Source organism: Holdemania sp. 1001095H_141210_F2, assembly GCF_015558105.1.
Classification (GTDB): domain Bacteria; phylum Bacillota_I; class Bacilli_A; order Erysipelotrichales; family Erysipelotrichaceae; genus Holdemania.
Map to the genome: position 1 here is coordinate 1 of NZ_JADNPO010000008.1, position 19,429 is coordinate 19,429.

The window sequence follows — 19,429 nt, forward strand, 5'->3', positions numbered from 1 at the left end:
GTAAATACCCGTGGTTGGATTTTCACCAACTAGATGTATGCCATGCCCGGCACACGAATAAAACCTTCCGACATCTTGCAAGCCGGAAGGTTTCTGCTTTTTTATATCAATTCAGCCGATCAAGCCGTATTCTTTCAGTGCTTTCGCAATGCCATCCTGATCGATCGGGGCCGTGACCTTTTCAACGACAGGCTGCAGGGAAGGCGTACCGTTACCCATTAAAACGCTGTGCGGCACATGTTTGAGCATGGGCAGATCGTTCGTGCTGTCGCCGAAGACGTAGCAGTCCTGCAGATCAACATTGTATTTTTCCCGCACGACGTCAATCGCCGTTGCTTTGCTGCAAGCCTGAGGGACAATCTCCGCGAATCCGTCGAAACGGTCGATAAACGCAAATTCTTTCTGCTTCAAAAAATGTTTGAAGTCTTCCAGATCGCTGCGCTGATCATAAGCGATGCAGAACTTTACGAATTCGGAGCGGTGGTCAATCCAGGGAACAATGTTGTTGAAGCCTTCGCTGTGCAGAATCTCCATCGACTTCACAAAACCGTTCTCCACATGTCCCAGGCTGACGTAACAGGTCGGCGTATTTTCACCGAATACGTCGATCCGGCACGCGTCGGCTTTTTCCTTGATCTGCTGGCAGACGGTTTGTGGAATCTGATGACGGTAGAGGGGTTTTCCCTGAACCAGAATTTCCGTACCGCAGCCGCAGCAGTAGCCGTCAAAATTCAAAGCTTTGATCCTCGCTGAAACGTGGGAATAGGGCCGGCCGGTGTTGATAAATACAACGCTGCCGTTGCGCCGGGCCGTGTGCAGGGCTTCAATCGTACTTTGCGGAATCTGGTGCGTCTGTTCATCCACCAGCGTACCGTCAATATCAAAAAAGAGACATTTTTTCTTCATCGCTGCTCCTTCATCTTCTTCATTGGCTCAAAAACAGCCCCATTATAGAAGATGAATTAGAAATTGAAAAGCCTAATCCAGTAAATTGTAATATTCTTCTACGGTTAAACCGCTTTCATAGATTTTCTGCGCTTCTTCCGTGCCGAAATAGCGGTAATGCCACGGTTCGAAGATATAACCGGTGATTTCTTCCTTGCCTTCCGGATAGCGCAGGATGAAGCCGTATTTCCAGGCGTTTTCTTTCAGCCAGACGCCTTCGTCGGTATCCTTGAAACAGCCTTTGAGATAACAGCTGCCGTTCGTTCCGGATAAATCGGCGGCCAGTCCGGTCTGGTGCTCGCTCTGGCCTGGTTTGGCGGAATAGCGGCTGGCTTCTTCCTCGCCGTCGCGGGCGACATAGTTGTTATACAGATTTTTCTGATAATCATAAGAACGGTAGCCGCTGCCGATCATTAAAGAAATGCCGTCTTCTTTTGCGGCGTCAAACATGATTTTCATCGCGTCCGCCGCCTCCTGACGCAGCGTGACGGAGGACTTGGCCAGCGGCACATCTGGTTTCACAAGGTCGGCCGGTTCATAATCTTTGCCTAAGGGACGCTGCTTGTTGACGATCAGCGTAATGCTTTCAAGACTGGTCAGATCTGGAACTTCCATAAGAATATCTCCTTCCCCATCCTCCTTGCCCGACGCCGGAGTCTCCTCCGGTGCATCAGTTGGCTGCGGCGAGGTCGTTTCGGCAGGGGCAGAATGATCCTCGGCCGGCGTCTTTGCCTTTTTTCCACAACCGCCGATCGTCATGACCAGCATCAGGGCAATCAGTATTTTCGTTATTTTCAACACTTGCTCATCTCCTGTTCTTCGCGGTTTTTCTCCTGAATCCGGCGCAGCGCCGCGGCAACGTCGGGCACAATATATTTAGCCCGCGCCAGGATTTCCGGATTGCTTTTTTCCATCGCGTAGCTTTCTTCAATCAATTCAAACATTTCCAGATCATTGATAGAATCCCCTAAAACGGCGATCTCATACAGCGGCACATGGTCGAGCGCGGCGATCTTCTGAATTCCGCTGGCCTTGTTGACGCCGGGTTTCATCATCGAGTATCCATCATGGCGGGTCATGACCGGATCATAGCCCAATCGCGCAGCCTGTCTGGCCAGCAGCGCTAACGTTTCCGGCTGATGGCAAAGAATCACCAGCGAAACAAAGGTTATTTCAGGTTTGCGATGGCTCAGCTCCGCAAGTGTCCACGGCAGGATTTCCCGATGGTCCGGCACATTGTCCGGATCGGAAAATTCGTCGATGTATTCCGGTTTCCGATCCGCAAAGCAATAATCATTCTGATTCGTGATGCACAACAGTTCCGCCGGCTGATTTTCCAACAAAGCATGGACATGCCGCGCTTCTTCCAGCGTAAATACACTTTCGTAAATCAGCTTCTGGCGCGATGTGACGTAAGCGCCGGAATAGGCGACCGTATCAAAGCTGAACTGCCGGCCATAAGTCCGCGGAACAAAGTCGGCGGGACGCCCCGTCGCCAGCGCGAAATGCACGCCGGAGTTCACCGTCTTGTTGATTTCCCGGAGGTTTTCCACCGAAATCGTGTATTCCCCCTGCTCGTTATCCTGAACCAGCGTTCCGTCCACGTCGCAAAAGATCAAACGTATCATTTTTTAATCCTCACTTTATCGTATTGTAATTATACCATCGCGGCAATGGTAAGCAAATCCCAAGATATCCACAGGAAAAACCGCAGCTTCTGTCCAACCCGCGGATTTTCGGGGTTTTCCCGCGGTTGGATAATTCTTTATCCACGCCTTCTCCGCATTCCACATTCAATAGTTATCCACAGTTGTGGATAATGGTGGATTATGTCAAAAAGACTTTTATAAAAGGCTATTTTGATATGGATAAACTATTGATAACTTTATGTTCCACCGGTTTTATCCCCATTTTCCCCAAAAAAGTTATCCATGTCCACTTTTCCCCACTTTCTCCACAATGGAAAAGATGTGGATTACAGTGGATAACCCGGCATAAACAAACAATAAACACCGATTTAAGGACACTTATCCTGTGGAAAACTTTTTTTGGAAGAAAATCATCGTGGAAAAATGCTGATAAATTAGCTAAACTAGTAGTGCTATGGAAACTTATCCACGAATGGGAGTTGTATAAAAAATGACAGTAATGGATTCTTACTTATCCGATATCTGGAAACGAACCCTGACGCTGATCTTGGAAAAGGGGAAACAGCAGGAAAAACTGGACAATCTGATCTTTAATCAGTTTTTTTCCGATTCCAAGCTGATGGACCTTGATGAAAAGAAAGCTCTGGTCGTCGTGCCCGGGTATATCCAGCAAACGATTATGATGCAGAACAAAGAGATCGTTGAAGAAGCGATCAGCGAAGTTCAGGAACGGAAGATCAGCTGCGAGATTATCATGGAAAGCCAGCTGCAGAAAATCCGGCCGATGGCGGCGAAAAAGAAAGCGCCGGCGATCACTGGATTGAACACGACCAACCTGATCCCGGATTACACTTTTGACAATTTCGTAGTCGGGGGAAGCAACCGCGAAAGCCACTCCGCAGCGCTGGCCTGTGCCTACAATCCCGGACAGTTTTTCAACCCGCTGTTCATCTACGGCAATTCCGGGTTAGGCAAGACGCATTTGTTAAACGCGATCGGCAACTACGTCAGCGCCCATGCGCCGGACAAAAAAGTCTACTACACGACCAGCGAAGACTTCGTCAACGCCGTCGTCAATTCCATCAAAAACGGCCAGATTCAGGAATTCAAAGAAGAAATGAACGATCTGGACGTCCTGTTGGTCGACGACATCCAGTTTCTGGCCGGCAAGGAAAAGAGCCATGAAACGTTCTTCTACATCTTTAACGAACTGGTCAACAACAAGAAGCAGATCTGCCTGACCTCCGACCGCCATCCGACCGAGATCAAAGGACTGGAAGAACGCCTGATCAGCCGTTTCTCTTCCGGGTTGTCCGTCGGCGTCGACTCGCCGGAATTTGAAACGTCCGTTGCGATCTTAAAGGTCAAGCTGGAAAAGCAGAGCGTCGATCCGGCGATCATCGACGACGATGTGCTGGCATACATCGCTTCGAATTTTTCGCAGGATGTGCGCAAGCTGGAAGGCGCGCTCAACCGTTTATTATTCTATTCAATCAACTTCTCCAACAGCACCCGGATCGATTTCAAAACGGCGGTTTCCGCGTTCCGCGGCCAGGCCCAGACGATTGATAAAAACGATCTGACCGCCTCCAAGATCATCCGCTGCGTCGCCGATTACTATGGCCTGACCAAACTGCAGCTGGTCTCCAAAACGCGCACGAAAAACATCGCGACCGCCCGGCACATGGCGATGTATCTGTGCCGCAAGCATCTCGACATGCCTTACGTGAAAATCGGCGATGAATTCGGCAAGCGTGATCACTCGACGGTGATGAGCGCCTGCGAGAAAGTTGAGAAGGGGTTAAAGAACGACGAGACCTACCGGCAGGCAGTCGGCGAGCTGGAGAAGCTCATGCAGGTCAAATAGTTAACCACTGCTTTCCACTTTATTTCCGCCGTCAAAAGTGATAAAATAGACCTGTAATATAAGGCTTTTTGAAACGTTATCCACTTTTCCACAGTCCTAATGATGTTGAACTTGAATACTTAATAAAAACACAAGGGAGGTACACCATGAATTTCAAAATCTCCAAGCGAGTTTTCTACTCTGCCCTCAATACCGTATCCAGAGCGATTTCTTCCAACTCGCCATTACCAGCGTTATCCGGCATCAAAATTGAAGTGAATCAGGATTCCATCGTACTGACCGGCAGTGATTCCGATATCTCCATCCAGACCACATTAAATGGCAGCGATGAAGAAACCAATCTGATCGTCAAAGAAACCGGTTCGATTGTGATTGAAGCCAAATATATCCTCGAAATCGTCAGAAAGATCGACGCCGACGAAATCGAACTGGAAATCGTCGACGGTTCGCTGACCAAGATCAGCGGGATGTCGGCAGAATTCCGGATCAACGGGATGCGCGCCCTGGACTATCCGGCGATCGACTTTACCCGCCCGGGTCAGCAGTTTGAAATGGATGCCGACGTCTTATTAAAGGTCATCAGCCAGACGACGTTTGCGACCAGTGATCGGGAAACCCGCCCGGTCTTAACCGGCGTCAACATGAAGTGCAGCGGCAAGCGGCTGGAATGCGTCGCTACCGACAGCTACCGCTTGGCCCGCAAGATCGTCGATCTGACCTCCGAAAACAACTTTAACATTACCATCCCGGCCAAGAGCTTAAATGAAGTGTCCAAGACGATCGCTCAGGACAGCAGCGTGCTGATCGCCGTCTCGGATAAGAAAGCGCAGTTCTGGATTGGTGAAACCGTGATTCAGACCCGTCTGATCGACGGCGCCTATCCGGAAACCGCCCGTTTAATTCCGACAGAATTCGCGCATGAGCTGACCGTGGATTCCCGCGACATGCTCAATGCGATCGACCGTGCGTCGTTCATCAAAAATGAAGGCATTTCCATCGTCAAGCTGAGTGCCAACAGCGAGGAAGTCGTCATTTCCAGCAAATCACAGGAAGTCGGTTCATCGGTTGAAAATTTAAACATCCTTGGCTATGAAGGCAATCCGCTTGAAATCTCATTCAGCGGCAAATATGTGTTTGAAGCGATCCGCGTTTTATCCGCAACGACGATCAAAATTCTGTTCAGCGGCGAGATGAAACCCTTCGTCATCCGCAACACTGACGATGACTCGATTCTGCAGCTGGTTCTGCCGGTCAGAACCTATTCTTAAATCTTTCTGAAACACGAAATAAAAGCACCCAGACGGTGCTTTTTGCTTGCTTTTGTGGTATAATCTATACGATAGGCCACAGGCAGGAAAGGACTCTGACAATGATCAAAATCGATACGGAATTCATTACCTTGGGGCAGCTGCTGAAAATGACGGACTGGATCTCCTCCGGGGGCGAAGCAAAGCTGGCAGTGAAAGAACTCAAGATTACGGTCAACGGTGAAAAAGAAGACCGGCGCGGCCGCAAGCTTTATCCCGGTGATGAAATCAGGATCGAGGATAAGCGTTATACGATCGAACGATGAAGATCAATCAGATCCGCCTGAAAAATTTCAGAAACTATGATTCCTGCCAGTTTATCCCGGATCCGCACATGAATGTGATCATCGGGAAAAACGCGCAGGGCAAAACCAATCTTCTGGAAAGCATCGTACTGCTTTCGACGACACGATCTCACCGGGCTGTGCGGGATCAGGATATGATCCGGGAAGGCCAGGACTTCTGCAAGGCGGAATGCCGGCTGGATACTGAGCCGGAGATGGTGCTGTCGGCGGTGATTCACGGAAAAGGAAAAACGCTGATGATCCATCAGAAGCCGATATCCCGATCCAGCGAATTCATCGGCAAGCTCAACGCGGTGCTGTTTGCGCCTTCGGATTTGGAGCTTTTTGAAGCGCCGCCGAAGGTACGAAGACGGTTGATGGACGTGGAGATCGGCAAGGTTTCGCCGCGGTACATGCAGGCGCTGAGCGCGATGATGAAGCTTTTAAAAGAACGCAACAGCCTTTTGAAACGCGAACACGTCGACAACGCGATGCTGGAGGTTCTGGATCAGCAGATGATCGAGCAGCAGCTGACAATCATCACGATGCGGCGGCAATTCATCGCCAGGATGAATGAAAGTTTAAGCCGGATGTACAGCACGCTGGCCGAAGAAGAAGCGCAGGTCAGGGCGGCCTACCATACGATCACGGAACAAACCGGGCCGGCGGCGATGCGGGAAGAAATCAGCCGCAAATTGTTGGAAAACCGCGAGCGCGACCGGATTTTGAAGACGACGTCCAGCGGCGTTCACCGCGACGATCTGAGCTTTCAGCTCAACGGACGGGATGTGTTGAGCTATGCTTCCCAGGGTCAGCGGAGAATGATTGTACTGGCGTGGAAACTGTCGCTGATCGACTTCATTGCAGATCAGCTTCACGAACTGCCGGTATTGCTTTTGGACGACGTGTTGTCGGAGCTGGATCAACAAAAAAGGGTAAACCTTTTTTCTTTGATTTCCCCGGAAATCCAAACGTTTATTACGACGACGGAAATTGCGGATCTGCTTCCGTTTCTGTCGCGAAAAGTTAAAATTGCAGAAATAGACAGCGGTCAGATACGACCTTGGAAGGAGGACATGAATTGAATATGGAAAAACCAGTAGAGCATTCTTATACCTCGCATGATATTCAAGTGCTGGAGGGGTTAGAGGCGGTCCGAAAACGGCCTGGCATGTATATCGGTTCGACTTCGGAAAAGGGCCTGCATCATCTGGTCTGGGAAATCGTCGACAACTCGATCGACGAGGCGCTGGCCGGGTATGCGACGGATATTGAAGTCACTGTCGATCCTGAAAATATCGTCACGGTCGAGGATAACGGCCGCGGCATGCCGGTTGAAATTCATGAAAAGACGGGAATTTCAACGGTAGAAACGATTTTCACTGTTCTGCACGCCGGCGGCAAGTTCGGCGGCGGAGCGTATAAAGTCTCCGGCGGTCTGCACGGCGTCGGCGCTTCCGTCGTCAACGCGCTGAGCGAATGGCTGGAGGTCACGGTCTACAAGGAAGGCAAGGTCTTCTTTATCCGCTTCGAAAACGGCGGCAAGGCGGTTGCGCCGCTGAAGCAGATCGGGACCTGCGATCCGGATAAGCATGGCAGTTTAGTCCGTTTCAAAGCGGATTCGACGATCTTTACGGAAACCGTCGCTTACAACCACGACGTGTTATATGACCGGCTGCGCCAGATCGCCTTCTTAAACAAGGGCATTAAGCTGTTGTTTACGGACGAGAGAATGGAAGATGAAGTCAAGCGGACGCATACGTTTTTGTATGAGGGCGGCTTGAAGGAATACATCGCGTTTTTAAATAAAAACAAGACGCCGATCCACGAAGAAATCATTTACGTGGAAGGCGAGCAGGACGGCATCCAGGTTGAAATTGCGATGCAGTACAATGACGGCTATGTGCCTAATGTGTATTCATTCTGCAACAACATCAATACCGGCGAGGGCGGCACGCACGAGGAAGGCTTCAAGCTGGCGCTCAACCGCACGTTAAACAACTACGCCAAGGAGGCGGGCTTGTTGAAAAAGGACGAGGAAGGGCTGCAGAGCGACGATGTGCGCGAAGGGCTGACCGCGATCATTTCCGTCAAGCATCCGGATCCGCAGTATGAAGGCCAGACAAAAACCAAGCTGGGCAACGTCGAAGTGCGCAAGATCGTTTCCAACATTCTGGGCGAACAGCTGGAACGGTTCTTATTGGAAAATCCGAACAGCGCGAAGCTGATCATCGAAAAAGCGCAGCTGGCCTCCAAAGCACGTTTGGCGGCGAAAAAAGCCCGTGAACTGACACGTCGGAAAAGCGCGCTGGAAATCAGTTCACTGCCGGGAAAACTGGCTGACTGTTCCAGTAAGAATGCTGAAATCTGCGAAATTTACCTGGTGGAAGGGGACTCCGCCGGCGGAAGCGCGAAACAGGGAAGAAATTCCAAGTTTCAGGCGATCCTGCCGCTGCGGGGTAAGATTTTAAACGTTGAAAAAGCCCGTTTGCACCGTATTTTTGACAACAACGAAATCCGTTCGATGATCACCGCCTTCGGCGCGGGGGTCGGCGAGGAAGTCGACGTGACGAAGCTGCGCTATCATAAAATTGTCATCATGACCGATGCCGATGTCGACGGCGCACATATCCGCACGCTGCTGTTAACATTCCTGTATCGTTATTTGCGGCCGGTGGTTGAAGGCGGATTCGTCTACATTGCGCAGCCGCCGCTGTATAAGATTCAGAAGGGCCAACAGGTTCGTTATGCCTACTCGGACGACGAATTGAATCATGTCAAAGCTGAGCTGGGCGACCGGCTGAATATTCAGCGTTACAAAGGCTTGGGTGAAATGAATCCGGAACAGCTGTGGGAAACGACAATGGATCCGGAAGTCAGAACCCTGATTCAGGTGACGATTGAAGACGCGATGGATGCGGACGCCGTGTTCTCGATGCTGATGGGCGACGAAGTCGAACCGCGCCGCAACTTTATTCAGGAAAACGCCCATTTCGTGAAGAATTTGGATATTTAAGGAGGATCGTCGATGGATGAGAACAACTTTAATCACGGAAATATAAAAACAACGAATATTTCCAGTGAAATGCGGACATCCTTTCTGGATTACTCCATGTCCGTTATCGTGGCGCGAGCGCTGCCGGATGTCCGGGATGGAATGAAGCCGGTCCACCGCCGCATTCTGTACGCGATGAACGATCTGGGCATCGTTGCGGATAAGCCGCATAAGAAATCGGCGCGTATCGTCGGTGAAGTTATCGGTAAATATCACCCGCATGGGGATACCGCGGTTTATGAAACGATGGTCCGAATGGCTCAGGATTTCAGCTATCGTTATCCGTTAGTCGACGGCCATGGCAACTTCGGCTCGGTTGACGGCGATGGAGCGGCGGCTATGCGATATACCGAAGCGCGCATGTCCAAGATTTCGATGGAGCTGCTGCGCGATATCAATAAAGATACTGTCGACTGGATGGATAACTACGACGGCGAGGAACACGAACCGGTGGTTCTGCCTTGCCGCTTCCCGAACTTGTTAGTCAACGGGACAACCGGCATCGCGGTCGGCATGGCGACCAATATTCCGCCGCATAACCTCGGAGAAACGATCGACGCTGTCATTGCGTTGATGGAGAACCCGGATATCACGGTCATGGAACTGATGGAAGATTACATCAGCGGTCCGGATTTCCCGACAGGCGGGTATATCTTAGGCCGTGCGGGCATCAAGCAGGCCTATGAAACCGGCCGCGGATCCATCATGATCCGGTCTAAGGTCAAGGTTGAGGATATGCCTAACGGCAAGAAACAGATCATCGTAACGGAAATTCCATATGTCGTCAACAAGGCGGCGCTGGTTGAAAAGATCGCCAGTCTGGTCCGTGAGAAGATTATTGAGGGCATTACTGATCTGCGCGATGAATCCAACATGGAAGGCATCCGCATCGTGATCGAACTGCGTAAGGACGTCCAGAGCGACGTTATCTTAAACCAGCTGTACCGCATGACCTCGCTGCAGACGTCGTTCGGCGTAAATATGATCGTTCTGGTCGACAACGCCCCGCAGCAGCTGGGATTGAAGGATGTTTTAAAATGCTATCTTGATCACCAGATCGACGTCACGGTGCGCCGGACACGCTTTGAATTGAAGAAAGCGGAAGACCGTGCGCATATCTTGGAAGGCTTGAAGATTGCGCTGGATCACATTGATGCCATCATCAGCCTGATTCGCAGTTCCAAGGACACATCCATTGCGATGAACGGGTTGATGGAAAACTTCGGCCTGAGCGAAATTCAGGCGAAGGCGATCCTGGATATGCAGTTCAGACGGTTGACCGGCTTGGAACGGCAGAAAATTGAAGAAGAGTATGACGGTTTGATGGCGCAGATTACCGATTTAAAGGATATTCTGAACAATCACAGCCGCGTTTTGGAAATCATCCGTTCGGAATTGACGGAGATTAAAGAAAAGTACAACGACAAGCGTCGTTCCGAAATCATCGACGCTGAAATTGATATGCAGGATGAAGATCTGATTCCGCAGGAAGACGTCGTGATCACGATGACGGTCAACGGCTATGTCAAGCGGATTCCGGTCGATACCTACCGGCTGCAGAATCGCGGCGGCAAGGGTATCAAGGGCATGAGCATGCATGAGGATGATATCGTCGATCAGTTCCTGACGATGATGACGCACGATTACCTTTTGATGTTTACGAATCAGGGCAAGGTGTACCGGATCAAGGGCTATCAGGTCCCGCTGGCTTCCCGGACTTCCAAGGGCATTCCAATCGTCAACCTGTTGAATCTGGACAAGGATGAAAAGGTACTGGCAATGGTACCGGTAGAACGCGAGAATTCTCCGGCGAAGTTCCTGTTCTTTGTCACAGCGCAGGGCATTGTCAAACGTGTCCCGATTGAAGAATTCGAAAATATCCGGCAATCGGGTAAGATTGCGATCAATCTGCGCGAGGGCGACGAGCTGATCAGCGCGAAACCGACGACCGGCAGCAGTCAGATTCTGATTGCGGCGGCGAATGGACAGGCAATTCGCTTCGATGAAACCGACGTCCGTCCGATGGGCCGGACCGCAACCGGCGTCAAGGGCTTCAATGTCAACGGCAGCCGGGTTATCGGCATGACGACCGACTTTGAAGGTCAGTATATCCTGTCCGTTACGGAAAAGGGGTATGGTAAGAAATCCAAGCTGGAGGATTACCGAATGACCAACCGCGGCGGCAAGGGGGTAAAGACCGTTCAGGTTACCGATAAGAACGGACCGTTAGTCTTCTTACGCGCGGTCAACGGCGATGAAGACTGCCTGATTATGACCAACGAAGGAATCGTCATTCGAATCAGTTTGGAAAAGGTTTCGGTATACAGCCGGAATACGCAGGGTGTAAAGTTGATTTCCGTAGAAGACAGCCAGAGTGTTTCCACGGTTGCCATCGTTTACAAGTCGGAAGACGATGAGGAAACAGAGGGCGAAGCCGGAAACAGCGAACTGAATTCAACGGTAGAAACGGATGAAACCGGGGATCAGAGCAGCGAAGTTCAAGGGGACGCATCTGAATCTGAGATTCAGGAATAGACTGAAATAGAACTGGTTTTAAAAAGTAATGAAAAAGCTATAGTCGATTAAGATTATAGCTTTTTTTCGGAATTCACATTCACTTTAATAATTTTTAGAACAGGATAAAGAATAGGATGTAACTGAGAAGAAAAGCGTTCTCAATTTTAATAAGAATAATATTCAAGCTGAAATCAAGATCTTCAATTCCTGAAAGTGAAAAACGAAAAAGGCAAGTCTGATCAAGCGGCGAAGCAGGGGGTGGCCTATAATTGCAAAGTAAGCAGCGAAAGGAGGAAAGATTTATGCTTGAATGGCAAAAACAGATTCAGTACGTCGTTAATGTGATTGACGAGAGTATCAAAGCGCATCAGGACGAATTTCTGACCTTGAATGCTTTGGCCGATCAGCTGGGCTATTCCGAGTTTTATACAGCGCGAAAATTTAAGGCAATATCGGGAATGGTGTTTCGGGATTATCTGCGCCGGCGGAAACTGGCCTTTGCTTTAAAGGAAGTCCGTGACAGTGAGAAAGGAATCCTGGAAATCGCTCTGGATTATGGCTTTTCTTCCCATGAAGCCTTTACCCGGGCGTTTAAAAACTTGTATGGCATAACGCCCAGCGATTATCGGAGACATCCTGTGCCAGTTATTTTACGTACGAAAATCAATCCTTTTGATCGCTACTTTTTTGGACAAGGAGAGATTGGTATGGTTAAGTCATCAGAAGCTTTAAAAATTTATTTCGTTACGATTCCAGCTCATCAATTTTTGTATGTTGAAAATAAAGAGAGTAACGGATACTGGGATTTCTGGCAGAAACAAAATCAGATTCCAGGTCAGGATCAGGCAACGATTTGCGGATTGCTCGACAGTATCAAAGGAAAATTAGATGATGAGGGCGGAAGCGAAGCGAACAGCGGCGGAGGTCAGATTATGGCTTATCGTAATGATCCGTCAGGACGGCTATGCGACTGGGGCTTCCCCCGTACAGAGTGTTACGGAGTCCGGCTTCCCAACGAGTATCAAGGAGAAATTCCCACAGGGATGCAGCTGACAGAAATTCCTGAGGGCGAATACCTCGTTTTTGAGCATGGCCCGTTTGATTATGAACAGGAAAATCGCAGCGTTGAGGAAAAAGTTGAGAAGGCGATGGCTGATTTTGATTTCAAAGACACTGGATATGGTTATGATACAACGACTCCAGGACGGTTAATTTATTTCTATTTTAATCCTGAGCGGTGCTGGAAATATATCCGCCCAGTTCGTAAGTTTTCAGATTAATTTTCGTTTTGCGGATTCAATATCTCAATTTCTCGTTTATTTTCTTTCTTTCGGGTCAAACTGAAGAAGGAATGAAATCGGAATTACGTTGGTTTCGTTTTATCCATTGACAAAAAAATGGGGCTTGATTAAAATGAAGGTGTTAAAACGTAGATGAGGATAAGTAAGTACATGATTTTCTTTAGAGAAACAGTGGTTGGTGAAAACTGTTGTCAATCCGTGCTGAAATCCACCTCGGAGTGAAAGTGAACCTTTCCGGTTATCGCCGTTAACGATTCAAGTGACTGATGTTTCACGTGAAACATTGGTAATTAGGGTGGCAACACGAGGCATCGTCCCTGAGTGGGCGGGCCTTTTTTATGTTAAAAGGAGGAAATAGTCATGCTGGACATCAATTTGTTGCGTACAAATCCAGAAGTAGTCAAAGAAAACATTAAAAAGAAGTTTCAGAATCAAAAATTGGAATTAGTCGATAAGGTGGTCGAATTGGATCGTCAGTTCCGGAAGGCGAAAACCGACGGCGATAGTCTGCGGGGACAGCGGAATGCCATCAGTAAGCAGATCGGCGGCTTTATGAAGCAGGGCTTAAAAGAAAAAGCGGAAGAAGCAAAGAAAGAGGTTGCCAATATTGCAAGGCAGCTGGCTGATTTGGAAGTGAAGGAAGAAGAATTAGCAGCGGAGATCAAAAAGATTATGCTTGTGCTGCCGAATATCATTGATGAAACAGTCCCGATTGGCAAAGATGACAGTGAAAACGTGGAAATTGAAAAATTCGGCGAGCCTGTCGTTCCTGATTTTGAGATTCCTTATCATACGGAGATCATGGAGTCGTTTGATGGAATTGATCTGGACAGTGCCAGAAAAACGAGTGGAAATGGTTTCTACTATTTAAAAGGCGATATTGCCCGTCTGCATTCTGCAATTTTGTCCTATGCGCGGGATTTCATGATCGACCGTGGCTTTACCTACTACATCCCGCCATTTATGATCCGCAGCGACGTGGTCACAGGCGTCATGAGCTTTGCGGAAATGGAAAACATGATGTATAAAATTGAAGGGGAAGACCTGTATTTGATTGGTACCAGCGAACATTCCATGATTGGCAAGTTCATTGATACGATTATTGATGAAGAACAGCTTCCGCAGACGCTGACGTCTTATTCCCCATGCTTCCGTAAAGAAGTGGGTGCGCATGGCATTGAAGAACGCGGCGTTTATCGAATTCATCAGTTCGAAAAGCAGGAAATGATCGTTGTCTGCAAGCCGGAAGACTCAAAATACTGGTATGATCAGCTGTGGAAGAACTCGGTCGATTTCTTCCGTTCACTGGATATTCCTGTCAGAACGCTGGAATGCTGCTCTGGCGACCTGGCAGATCTGAAAGTAAAGAGCTGCGACGTAGAAGCCTGGTCTCCGCGTCAGAAGAAGTATTTTGAAGTAGGCAGCTGCTCTAATCTGGGCGATGCGCAGGCTCGCCGATTAGGCATTCGTGTTCAGGGCAAGGAAGGGAAGTATTTTGCCCATACGCTGAATAACACAGTCGTAGCTCCGCCAAGAATGCTGATTGCTTTCCTGGAAAACAATTTAAACGCTGACGGAACGGTGAATATTCCTGAACCGTTAAGAATGTATATGGGCGGAAAGACAAAAATCGAGAAGAAATAGTATGAAAAGGGGAGATAACTCTCCTTTTTCATTACTTTGGAGGAAATATGTTAAGAACTATGAGAACAGACGATCTTGATTATGTTGTTAAGATCTGGTTGGAAAGCAATATTCAGGCTCATTCTTTTATTGAATCAGATTATTGGAAGGAGAATAAAGAAGAAGTGAGAAAAATGCTCCCTCACAGTCTTATTCAAGTCGCGGAAATTGATGGACATATCGTCGGTTTCATTGGAATGAATGAAACAAGAATTGAAGGTTTATTTGTAAGTTCTGATTTTCAATCAAGAGGGATTGGACATTCTTTAATCGAATGGGCTAAGACAGGAAATGAAGAATTGACGCTGAGCGTATATCAAAAGAATCAAAGAGCGTTGCAATTTTATCTTAAGGAAGGCTTTGTTATTGGTGAACGGCTTATGGATCAGAAAACAGGCGAAATTGAGCTTCTTATGCAGTGGAAAAGAATGTAATTGAGTAACATCAAATAATAACAGCCATATCAAATGTTTCACGTGAAACATAAGATTAAACAGGTGAGCTTTGAAAAAGGAAAAAGAAAATTAAGAATAAAATTTAAGCATAGACAAGTAATTTTTATTCAGTTATCCTAATTGTGGGGTTGGCGCCAGCTCCTGAAATCAGGAGAAAATAGAAGATGAACAATTTAAACTTAGTTGGAACTCCACGAGAGATTGGTTTTCAATATGGAAAATATTTTGCAGAACTGGGCGTTAATCTGTCCGCAACGTTGCCTCCCGGAACGAAAGAACGAAAAGAATACAGTGAATCAGTAAAATTCCTGTATAAATCTGATTATCCGGCGATTCTGGAAGAAATTGAAGGAGTGGCGCAAGGAAATGGATGTGATGCGGAGGTACTGACTCAATTCTTGTTAAGCATGTATGTTTATACGGCGATGAATTTCTGTACCTGCATTACAGGATTAGATCACCGCGGGCATCTCTTATTAGGAAGAAACAGTGATTTTTTGACTGCGATGCAGCCAATGTATAGTCATTGCGTAATTAAACCTGCGTCAGGCTATGCTTTTACAGGAAACACAACAGGTTTTGTTGAAATGGAAGACGGCATGAATGAAAAAGGACTCGCAGTTGGGCTGACTTTCGTATACAGCGCACAAAAGCATTTTGGTTTAAACGCCGGAATGATCGTCAGGATCTTATTAGAACACTGTGCAAACGTAAATGAAGCAATTACCAGGCTAAAGAAAATGAAGATCGGCTCATCTCAGATCTTAACGATGGCTGACAGCACAGGCAACAAAGCGGTTGTCGAATGCAGTGCGCAGCATATCGAGATTATTCAATCTCATTCCATCTTATATTCAGTAAATCAGTTTGTCAGCGACGCCATGAAACCAGCTAATCCAGAAAATATTGATGATATGGAATCAGGGCTGCGATTAAAAACGTGTCAGAAAGCTTTTCAACATCAAAATGTGCTGAGTATGGAATATTTAAAAGAGGTATTAAAAGGAAAACAAGGATTTTTATGTCAATATGACCGTCGACGCGGCGGAGATACAGTCTGGTCTGTGATCTATGATCTCAATGATGATAAAATCCAGTTTTGCGATGGCAATCCATCAAGAGAGGGTTATCAGACAATAAAAACTGGTTTATAATCTCAAAATAAAGATGAAGACATTTAAAAGATTGCGCTTTGTTCAATCGCTTTCTGTGTAAATTGTTTTGTAAAACAAAGTTAAATTAAAAACAATACGAACTTTTTAGTTTATAACAAAGGAAAGGTATACTTATGGAAGATAACAAAGTCATCCTGTCAGAAGTGTTCTTTTATTCCAGTAAGCGCCGACATCTGCCTGTCATTGGATATCGGCCTGATGCTTTATTTGAAGGGCAGAATCCGGATGAATACTGGGGTATAACATTTATTGATTGTTCCATATCAGAATTTGAAACATGGTCGACAGCGAAAATCCAATTCACTTTTCAGGACAGTCACTATGATCAGGTGAGGAAAGGTCAAATGTTTCAGATCATGGAAGGAAGAGAAGCTGTCGGATTGGGAAAAGTCATCCGCGTTGTAAGAAACTAAAACCCAACAAGAACAATCATAAGAAGCCGATAGATGTGTCATGGTTTATTAAACAACAGGATATTTCTTTGAATTCATCTGGAGTGTTTCACGTGAAACATTCATAATTTCCTCATTAAGACTTGAAAAGAGTTTGTGTCAAAAAAGACAGACAGTCACTTGCGGTTTAAGCAAGGATTGAGTATAATAATAAACGGTACAACAAACATATTTGAACCTGGTCAGGACCGGAAGGTAGCAGCCATAAGAATCTCTGTTTGTGTGTACCCTTTTTATTTTCTTGAATCGAGGTTCAAAACATGGCAGAGAACAAACAAGATAAAAATGATGAGTATTTCATGCGTCAGGCGATCAAAGAAGCAAAAAAAGCAGAGTTGATCGACGAAGTTCCCATTGGAGCGGTGCTTGTCCATGAGGGAAAGATCATTGCCCGGGGACATAATCTGCGCGAAAAGAAGCAGTCTGCGCTGGCTCATGCGGAAATCATCGCTATTGAGAAAGGCTGCCGGAAAATGAATTCCTGGCGGCTGGAAAACTGTATTCTCTATGTGACGCTGGAACCATGTCCGATGTGTGCCGGAGCCATTCTTCAGTCGCGCATTGCCCGGGTGGTTTACGGCGCTGCGGATCCCAAAGGCGGCAGTGTTGGAACCTGTTTTAACCTTTATGATATCCCAGGATTCAATCACTATCCCGAAGTGACGAAAGACGTGCTTGGCGAGGATTGCGCAGCCCTGTTAAAAACGTTCTTTAAACAAAAAAGGGCCAAGAAAAAGGGCCTGAAAGAAGAAAAATCAAAAGATTTTTCCCATCCGGAACAGGCCAGCGAAAACGCCAGAAAATAACAGAAACGAATATCGTAAAAAGATGGGTTTTCATTTTAATGACGACTCATTTTTGTTATAATAAGTAAGTCAGCGAAGGAGGAATCAGGCATGAGTTATAAAGCACTATATCGAACCTATCGACCATCCTCCTTTGAAGAAGTCGTAGGTCAGCAGCACATTGTCACGACGCTGAAAAACGCAGTAAAGCAAAATAAAATCGCCCATGCATATTTGTTCTGCGGTCCCCGCGGGACCGGGAAGACGACCATTGCCAAGCTGTTGGCCAAAGCGGTGAATTGCGAGGATCAACAGAATGCACCGTGCAATCAATGCCGCAGCTGTCTGGCAATCCAACAGGGAAATCATCCCGATATCGTGGAAATTGACGCTGCATCCAACAACGGCGTCGACGAAGTCCGGGAACTCATTGAAAAAGTAAAATATGCCCCATTGGAAGGACGCTATAAAGTTTATATTATCGACGAAGTTCACATGATGTCCTCCGGCGCCTTCAACGCGCTGTTAAAAACTTTGGAAGAACCTCCGTCTCACGTCATCTTCATTCTGGCGACGACAGAACCGCAGAAGGTGCTTCCGACCATTATTTCACGCTGCCAGCGCTATGATTTTTCAAAAGTAAGTCAGAATGAAATCATGGCCCGTGTCCGCAGTGTTCTGGAACAGGAACATATTGAATGCGACGATGAAGCGCTGCGTCTGGTTGCCCAACTGGCTGACGGCGGAATGCGCGACGCTTTGAGCATTATGGATCAATGTATCGCCTATGCTCAAAATCATATCACCGCCGCACATGTCAATGAAATCTATGGAATTACGACAGTGAGTGAGAAAATTGAGATGCTGCAATGGATTTTTCAGCATCAAGCTCAGCTGTTATTGGAAAAAATCCGCACGCTTAATGAAAAAGGCGTCGATATTAAACGTCTGACCTCCGATTTCATCGAAATTTTGAAGGAATGCGTAATTTTCATCTATACGCAGGACGTGACTCTTTTAAATAAGATTAACGAAGAAGAAGCCAATACGATCATCAGCGGCAAAAGTTCGCGCGAGTTATTAGCGCTGATTGACATTCTGATGGAAACTCTGGAAAAATACCGGACCGCAAGCAGCGCCGCATCGTATTTTGAAGTCGCGGTATTGAAAATGATGGCTGAACTGGATTCAAGCCAACGCCCGGCCGCACCGGTTCAGACCGTTTATACCCAACCGGCCGCAGCGCCGGTAAAACCCGCTCCGGCGCCGGCGTCCCCGGCTAAACCGCAGATTGAAATTTCGAACATGCCTGAGGGAACAGACGAGGAAGCCGATCTGACGGAAGAAGCACCGCCGATAGAAATAGCGCCGTCCATACCGACGCCGCCGGAAGAAAACATAAGCGTTGTTCAGGAAAAACCGGCGGAGGTCCATCCGGAGTTCGAAATTCTGCCGCTGGATTATGAATTTGTCATGCAGCTTCTGGCCGGCGCGAATAAAGAAATGCGGATGAAAGATGAAAGTCAGTGGAAACTGATTGATCAGAAGTGCCGTGACCGTGATCTCAACTGTGCGCGGATTGCCAATCTGCTGCGCAATGGGAAAATTGTTGCATGCGGAGAAAACTATATCCTGATCTGCGTATCCTATCAGGCGCTGGCCAATCAGATCAACGATCCGGCAATGAAATCGCAGATCAATCAATTCTGTTATGAAAGCTTGAAAATCAAAAAACAACTCTTTGCGATTACGCAGGAACAGTTTAAAATAGAAACGAACGATTTCCTCGCCCGCTCGCGCAGCGGAACACTGCCGGAACCGGCTCAGGTCGCACCGGTAGAAATTGACGAGGAAGTCGGAAAAACAGAGAAAACGGAACCAGAACAGGACGTGGTTGAAAAACTGTGCGATTTGTTCGGAGCCGAAAATGTCGAAATCATCGAGGAGGAATAAC

General features: G+C 47.5%; 16 protein-coding genes, 1 other RNA gene and 1 other annotated feature. Of the genes, 14 read left to right on the top strand and 3 right to left on the bottom strand.

The window, feature by feature from the left end:
- Positions 1-111: 111 nt before the first annotated feature.
- The 3 genes from I2G61_RS06800 to I2G61_RS06810 form a co-directional block, all read right to left on the bottom strand.
- Positions 112-906: an HAD family hydrolase gene (locus I2G61_RS06800; RefSeq protein WP_072685184.1), complete on the bottom strand. Its 795-nt coding sequence runs from the start codon at positions 904-906 to the stop codon at positions 112-114.
- A gap of 72 nt (positions 907-978) precedes the next feature.
- Positions 979-1,746, bottom strand: a complete 768-nt coding sequence (locus I2G61_RS06805) for a M15 family metallopeptidase (RefSeq protein WP_083538604.1) — start codon at positions 1,744-1,746, stop codon at positions 979-981.
- Positions 1,740-2,573 carry an HAD family hydrolase gene (locus I2G61_RS06810; protein ID WP_072685183.1) on the bottom strand — a complete coding sequence of 278 codons (834 nt, stop codon included), beginning with the start codon at positions 2,571-2,573 and terminating at the stop codon, positions 1,740-1,742. Before I2G61_RS06810 ends, I2G61_RS06805 begins: the two co-directional genes overlap by 7 nt.
- A gap of 511 nt (positions 2,574-3,084) precedes the next feature.
- On the opposite strand from I2G61_RS06810, the gene dnaA reads away from it, so the two are divergent.
- The 14 genes from dnaA to dnaX all read left to right on the top strand — a co-directional run bounded on the left by dnaA (position 3,085) and on the right by dnaX (position 19,428).
- Positions 3,085-4,461 carry a chromosomal replication initiator protein DnaA gene (gene dnaA / locus I2G61_RS06815; RefSeq protein WP_072685181.1) on the top strand — a complete coding sequence of 459 codons (1,377 nt, stop codon included), beginning with the start codon at positions 3,085-3,087 and terminating at the stop codon, positions 4,459-4,461.
- A 146-nt stretch (positions 4,462-4,607) separates the two neighbouring features.
- Positions 4,608-5,729, top strand: coding sequence for a DNA polymerase III subunit beta (gene dnaN, locus I2G61_RS06820; RefSeq protein WP_072685180.1), 1,122 nt, complete (start codon positions 4,608-4,610; stop codon positions 5,727-5,729).
- Between the two features lie 101 nt (positions 5,730-5,830).
- A complete protein-coding gene (gene yaaA, locus I2G61_RS06825; RefSeq protein WP_072685179.1) occupies positions 5,831-6,034 on the top strand; it encodes a S4 domain-containing protein YaaA in 204 nt (67 codons plus the stop codon).
- Positions 6,031-7,137 carry a DNA replication/repair protein RecF gene (gene recF / locus I2G61_RS06830; RefSeq protein WP_072685178.1) on the top strand — a complete coding sequence of 369 codons (1,107 nt, stop codon included), beginning with the start codon at positions 6,031-6,033 and terminating at the stop codon, positions 7,135-7,137. The genes yaaA and recF overlap by 4 nt, the downstream gene beginning before the upstream one ends.
- Before the next feature lie 2 nt (positions 7,138-7,139).
- Positions 7,140-9,068 carry a DNA topoisomerase (ATP-hydrolyzing) subunit B gene (gene gyrB, locus I2G61_RS06835; RefSeq protein WP_072685177.1) on the top strand — a complete coding sequence of 643 codons (1,929 nt, stop codon included), beginning with the start codon at positions 7,140-7,142 and terminating at the stop codon, positions 9,066-9,068.
- 12 nt (positions 9,069-9,080) lie between these two features.
- Positions 9,081-11,642: a DNA gyrase subunit A gene (gene gyrA, locus I2G61_RS06840; RefSeq protein WP_072685176.1), complete on the top strand. Its 2,562-nt coding sequence runs from the start codon at positions 9,081-9,083 to the stop codon at positions 11,640-11,642.
- A gap of 284 nt (positions 11,643-11,926) precedes the next feature.
- Positions 11,927-12,904: a helix-turn-helix transcriptional regulator gene (locus I2G61_RS06845; RefSeq protein ID WP_072685175.1), complete on the top strand. Its 978-nt coding sequence runs from the start codon at positions 11,927-11,929 to the stop codon at positions 12,902-12,904.
- 141 nt (positions 12,905-13,045) lie between these two features.
- Positions 13,046-13,247 (top strand) — a binding site (T-box leader).
- Positions 13,248-13,285: 38 nt separating this feature from the next.
- On the top strand, positions 13,286-14,569 hold the full coding sequence (gene serS / locus I2G61_RS06850) for a serine--tRNA ligase (protein ID WP_072685174.1): 1,284 nt from the start codon (positions 13,286-13,288) through the stop codon (positions 14,567-14,569).
- Between the two features lie 47 nt (positions 14,570-14,616).
- Positions 14,617-15,042 carry a GNAT family N-acetyltransferase gene (locus tag I2G61_RS06855; protein WP_195395490.1) on the top strand — a complete coding sequence of 142 codons (426 nt, stop codon included), beginning with the start codon at positions 14,617-14,619 and terminating at the stop codon, positions 15,040-15,042.
- A 185-nt stretch (positions 15,043-15,227) separates the two neighbouring features.
- Positions 15,228-16,217, top strand: coding sequence for a C45 family autoproteolytic acyltransferase/hydolase (locus I2G61_RS06860; RefSeq protein WP_195395491.1), 990 nt, complete (start codon positions 15,228-15,230; stop codon positions 16,215-16,217).
- Positions 16,218-16,351: 134 nt separating this feature from the next.
- Positions 16,352-16,651 carry a hypothetical protein gene (locus I2G61_RS06865; protein WP_072685171.1) on the top strand — a complete coding sequence of 100 codons (300 nt, stop codon included), beginning with the start codon at positions 16,352-16,354 and terminating at the stop codon, positions 16,649-16,651.
- Between the two features lie 185 nt (positions 16,652-16,836).
- Positions 16,837-16,934: signal recognition particle sRNA small type (ffs, locus tag I2G61_RS06870), an RNA gene on the top strand.
- 16 nt (positions 16,935-16,950) lie between these two features.
- Entirely contained in the window at positions 16,951-17,496 is a 546-nt protein-coding gene (gene tadA / locus I2G61_RS06875; RefSeq protein WP_072685170.1) for a tRNA adenosine(34) deaminase TadA, read from the top strand.
- 90 nt (positions 17,497-17,586) lie between these two features.
- Entirely contained in the window at positions 17,587-19,428 is a 1,842-nt protein-coding gene (gene dnaX, locus I2G61_RS06880) for a DNA polymerase III subunit gamma/tau (protein WP_072685169.1), read from the top strand.
- Position 19,429 lies beyond the last annotated feature (1 nt).

Bases quoted from the DNA above. Each gene is read 5' to 3' on its own strand.
- I2G61_RS06800 (WP_072685184.1), bottom strand. From the start codon at position 906: ATGAAGAAAAAATGTCTCTTTTTTGATATTGACGGTACGCTGGTGGAT.
- I2G61_RS06810 (WP_072685183.1), bottom strand. From the start codon at position 2,573: ATGATACGTTTGATCTTTTGCGACGTGGACGGAACGCTGGTTCAGGAT.
- dnaA (WP_072685181.1), top strand. From the start codon at position 3,085: ATGACAGTAATGGATTCTTACTTATCCGATATCTGGAAACGAACCCTG.
- dnaN (WP_072685180.1), top strand. From the start codon at position 4,608: ATGAATTTCAAAATCTCCAAGCGAGTTTTCTACTCTGCCCTCAATACC.
- yaaA (WP_072685179.1), top strand. From the start codon at position 5,831: ATGATCAAAATCGATACGGAATTCATTACCTTGGGGCAGCTGCTGAAA.
- recF (WP_072685178.1), top strand. From the start codon at position 6,031: ATGAAGATCAATCAGATCCGCCTGAAAAATTTCAGAAACTATGATTCC.
- gyrB (WP_072685177.1), top strand. From the start codon at position 7,140: ATGGAAAAACCAGTAGAGCATTCTTATACCTCGCATGATATTCAAGTG.
- gyrA (WP_072685176.1), top strand. From the start codon at position 9,081: ATGGATGAGAACAACTTTAATCACGGAAATATAAAAACAACGAATATT.
- I2G61_RS06845 (WP_072685175.1), top strand. From the start codon at position 11,927: ATGCTTGAATGGCAAAAACAGATTCAGTACGTCGTTAATGTGATTGAC.
- serS (WP_072685174.1), top strand. From the start codon at position 13,286: ATGCTGGACATCAATTTGTTGCGTACAAATCCAGAAGTAGTCAAAGAA.
- I2G61_RS06855 (WP_195395490.1), top strand. From the start codon at position 14,617: ATGTTAAGAACTATGAGAACAGACGATCTTGATTATGTTGTTAAGATC.
- I2G61_RS06860 (WP_195395491.1), top strand. From the start codon at position 15,228: ATGAACAATTTAAACTTAGTTGGAACTCCACGAGAGATTGGTTTTCAA.
- I2G61_RS06865 (WP_072685171.1), top strand. From the start codon at position 16,352: ATGGAAGATAACAAAGTCATCCTGTCAGAAGTGTTCTTTTATTCCAGT.
- tadA (WP_072685170.1), top strand. From the start codon at position 16,951: ATGGCAGAGAACAAACAAGATAAAAATGATGAGTATTTCATGCGTCAG.
- dnaX (WP_072685169.1), top strand. From the start codon at position 17,587: ATGAGTTATAAAGCACTATATCGAACCTATCGACCATCCTCCTTTGAA.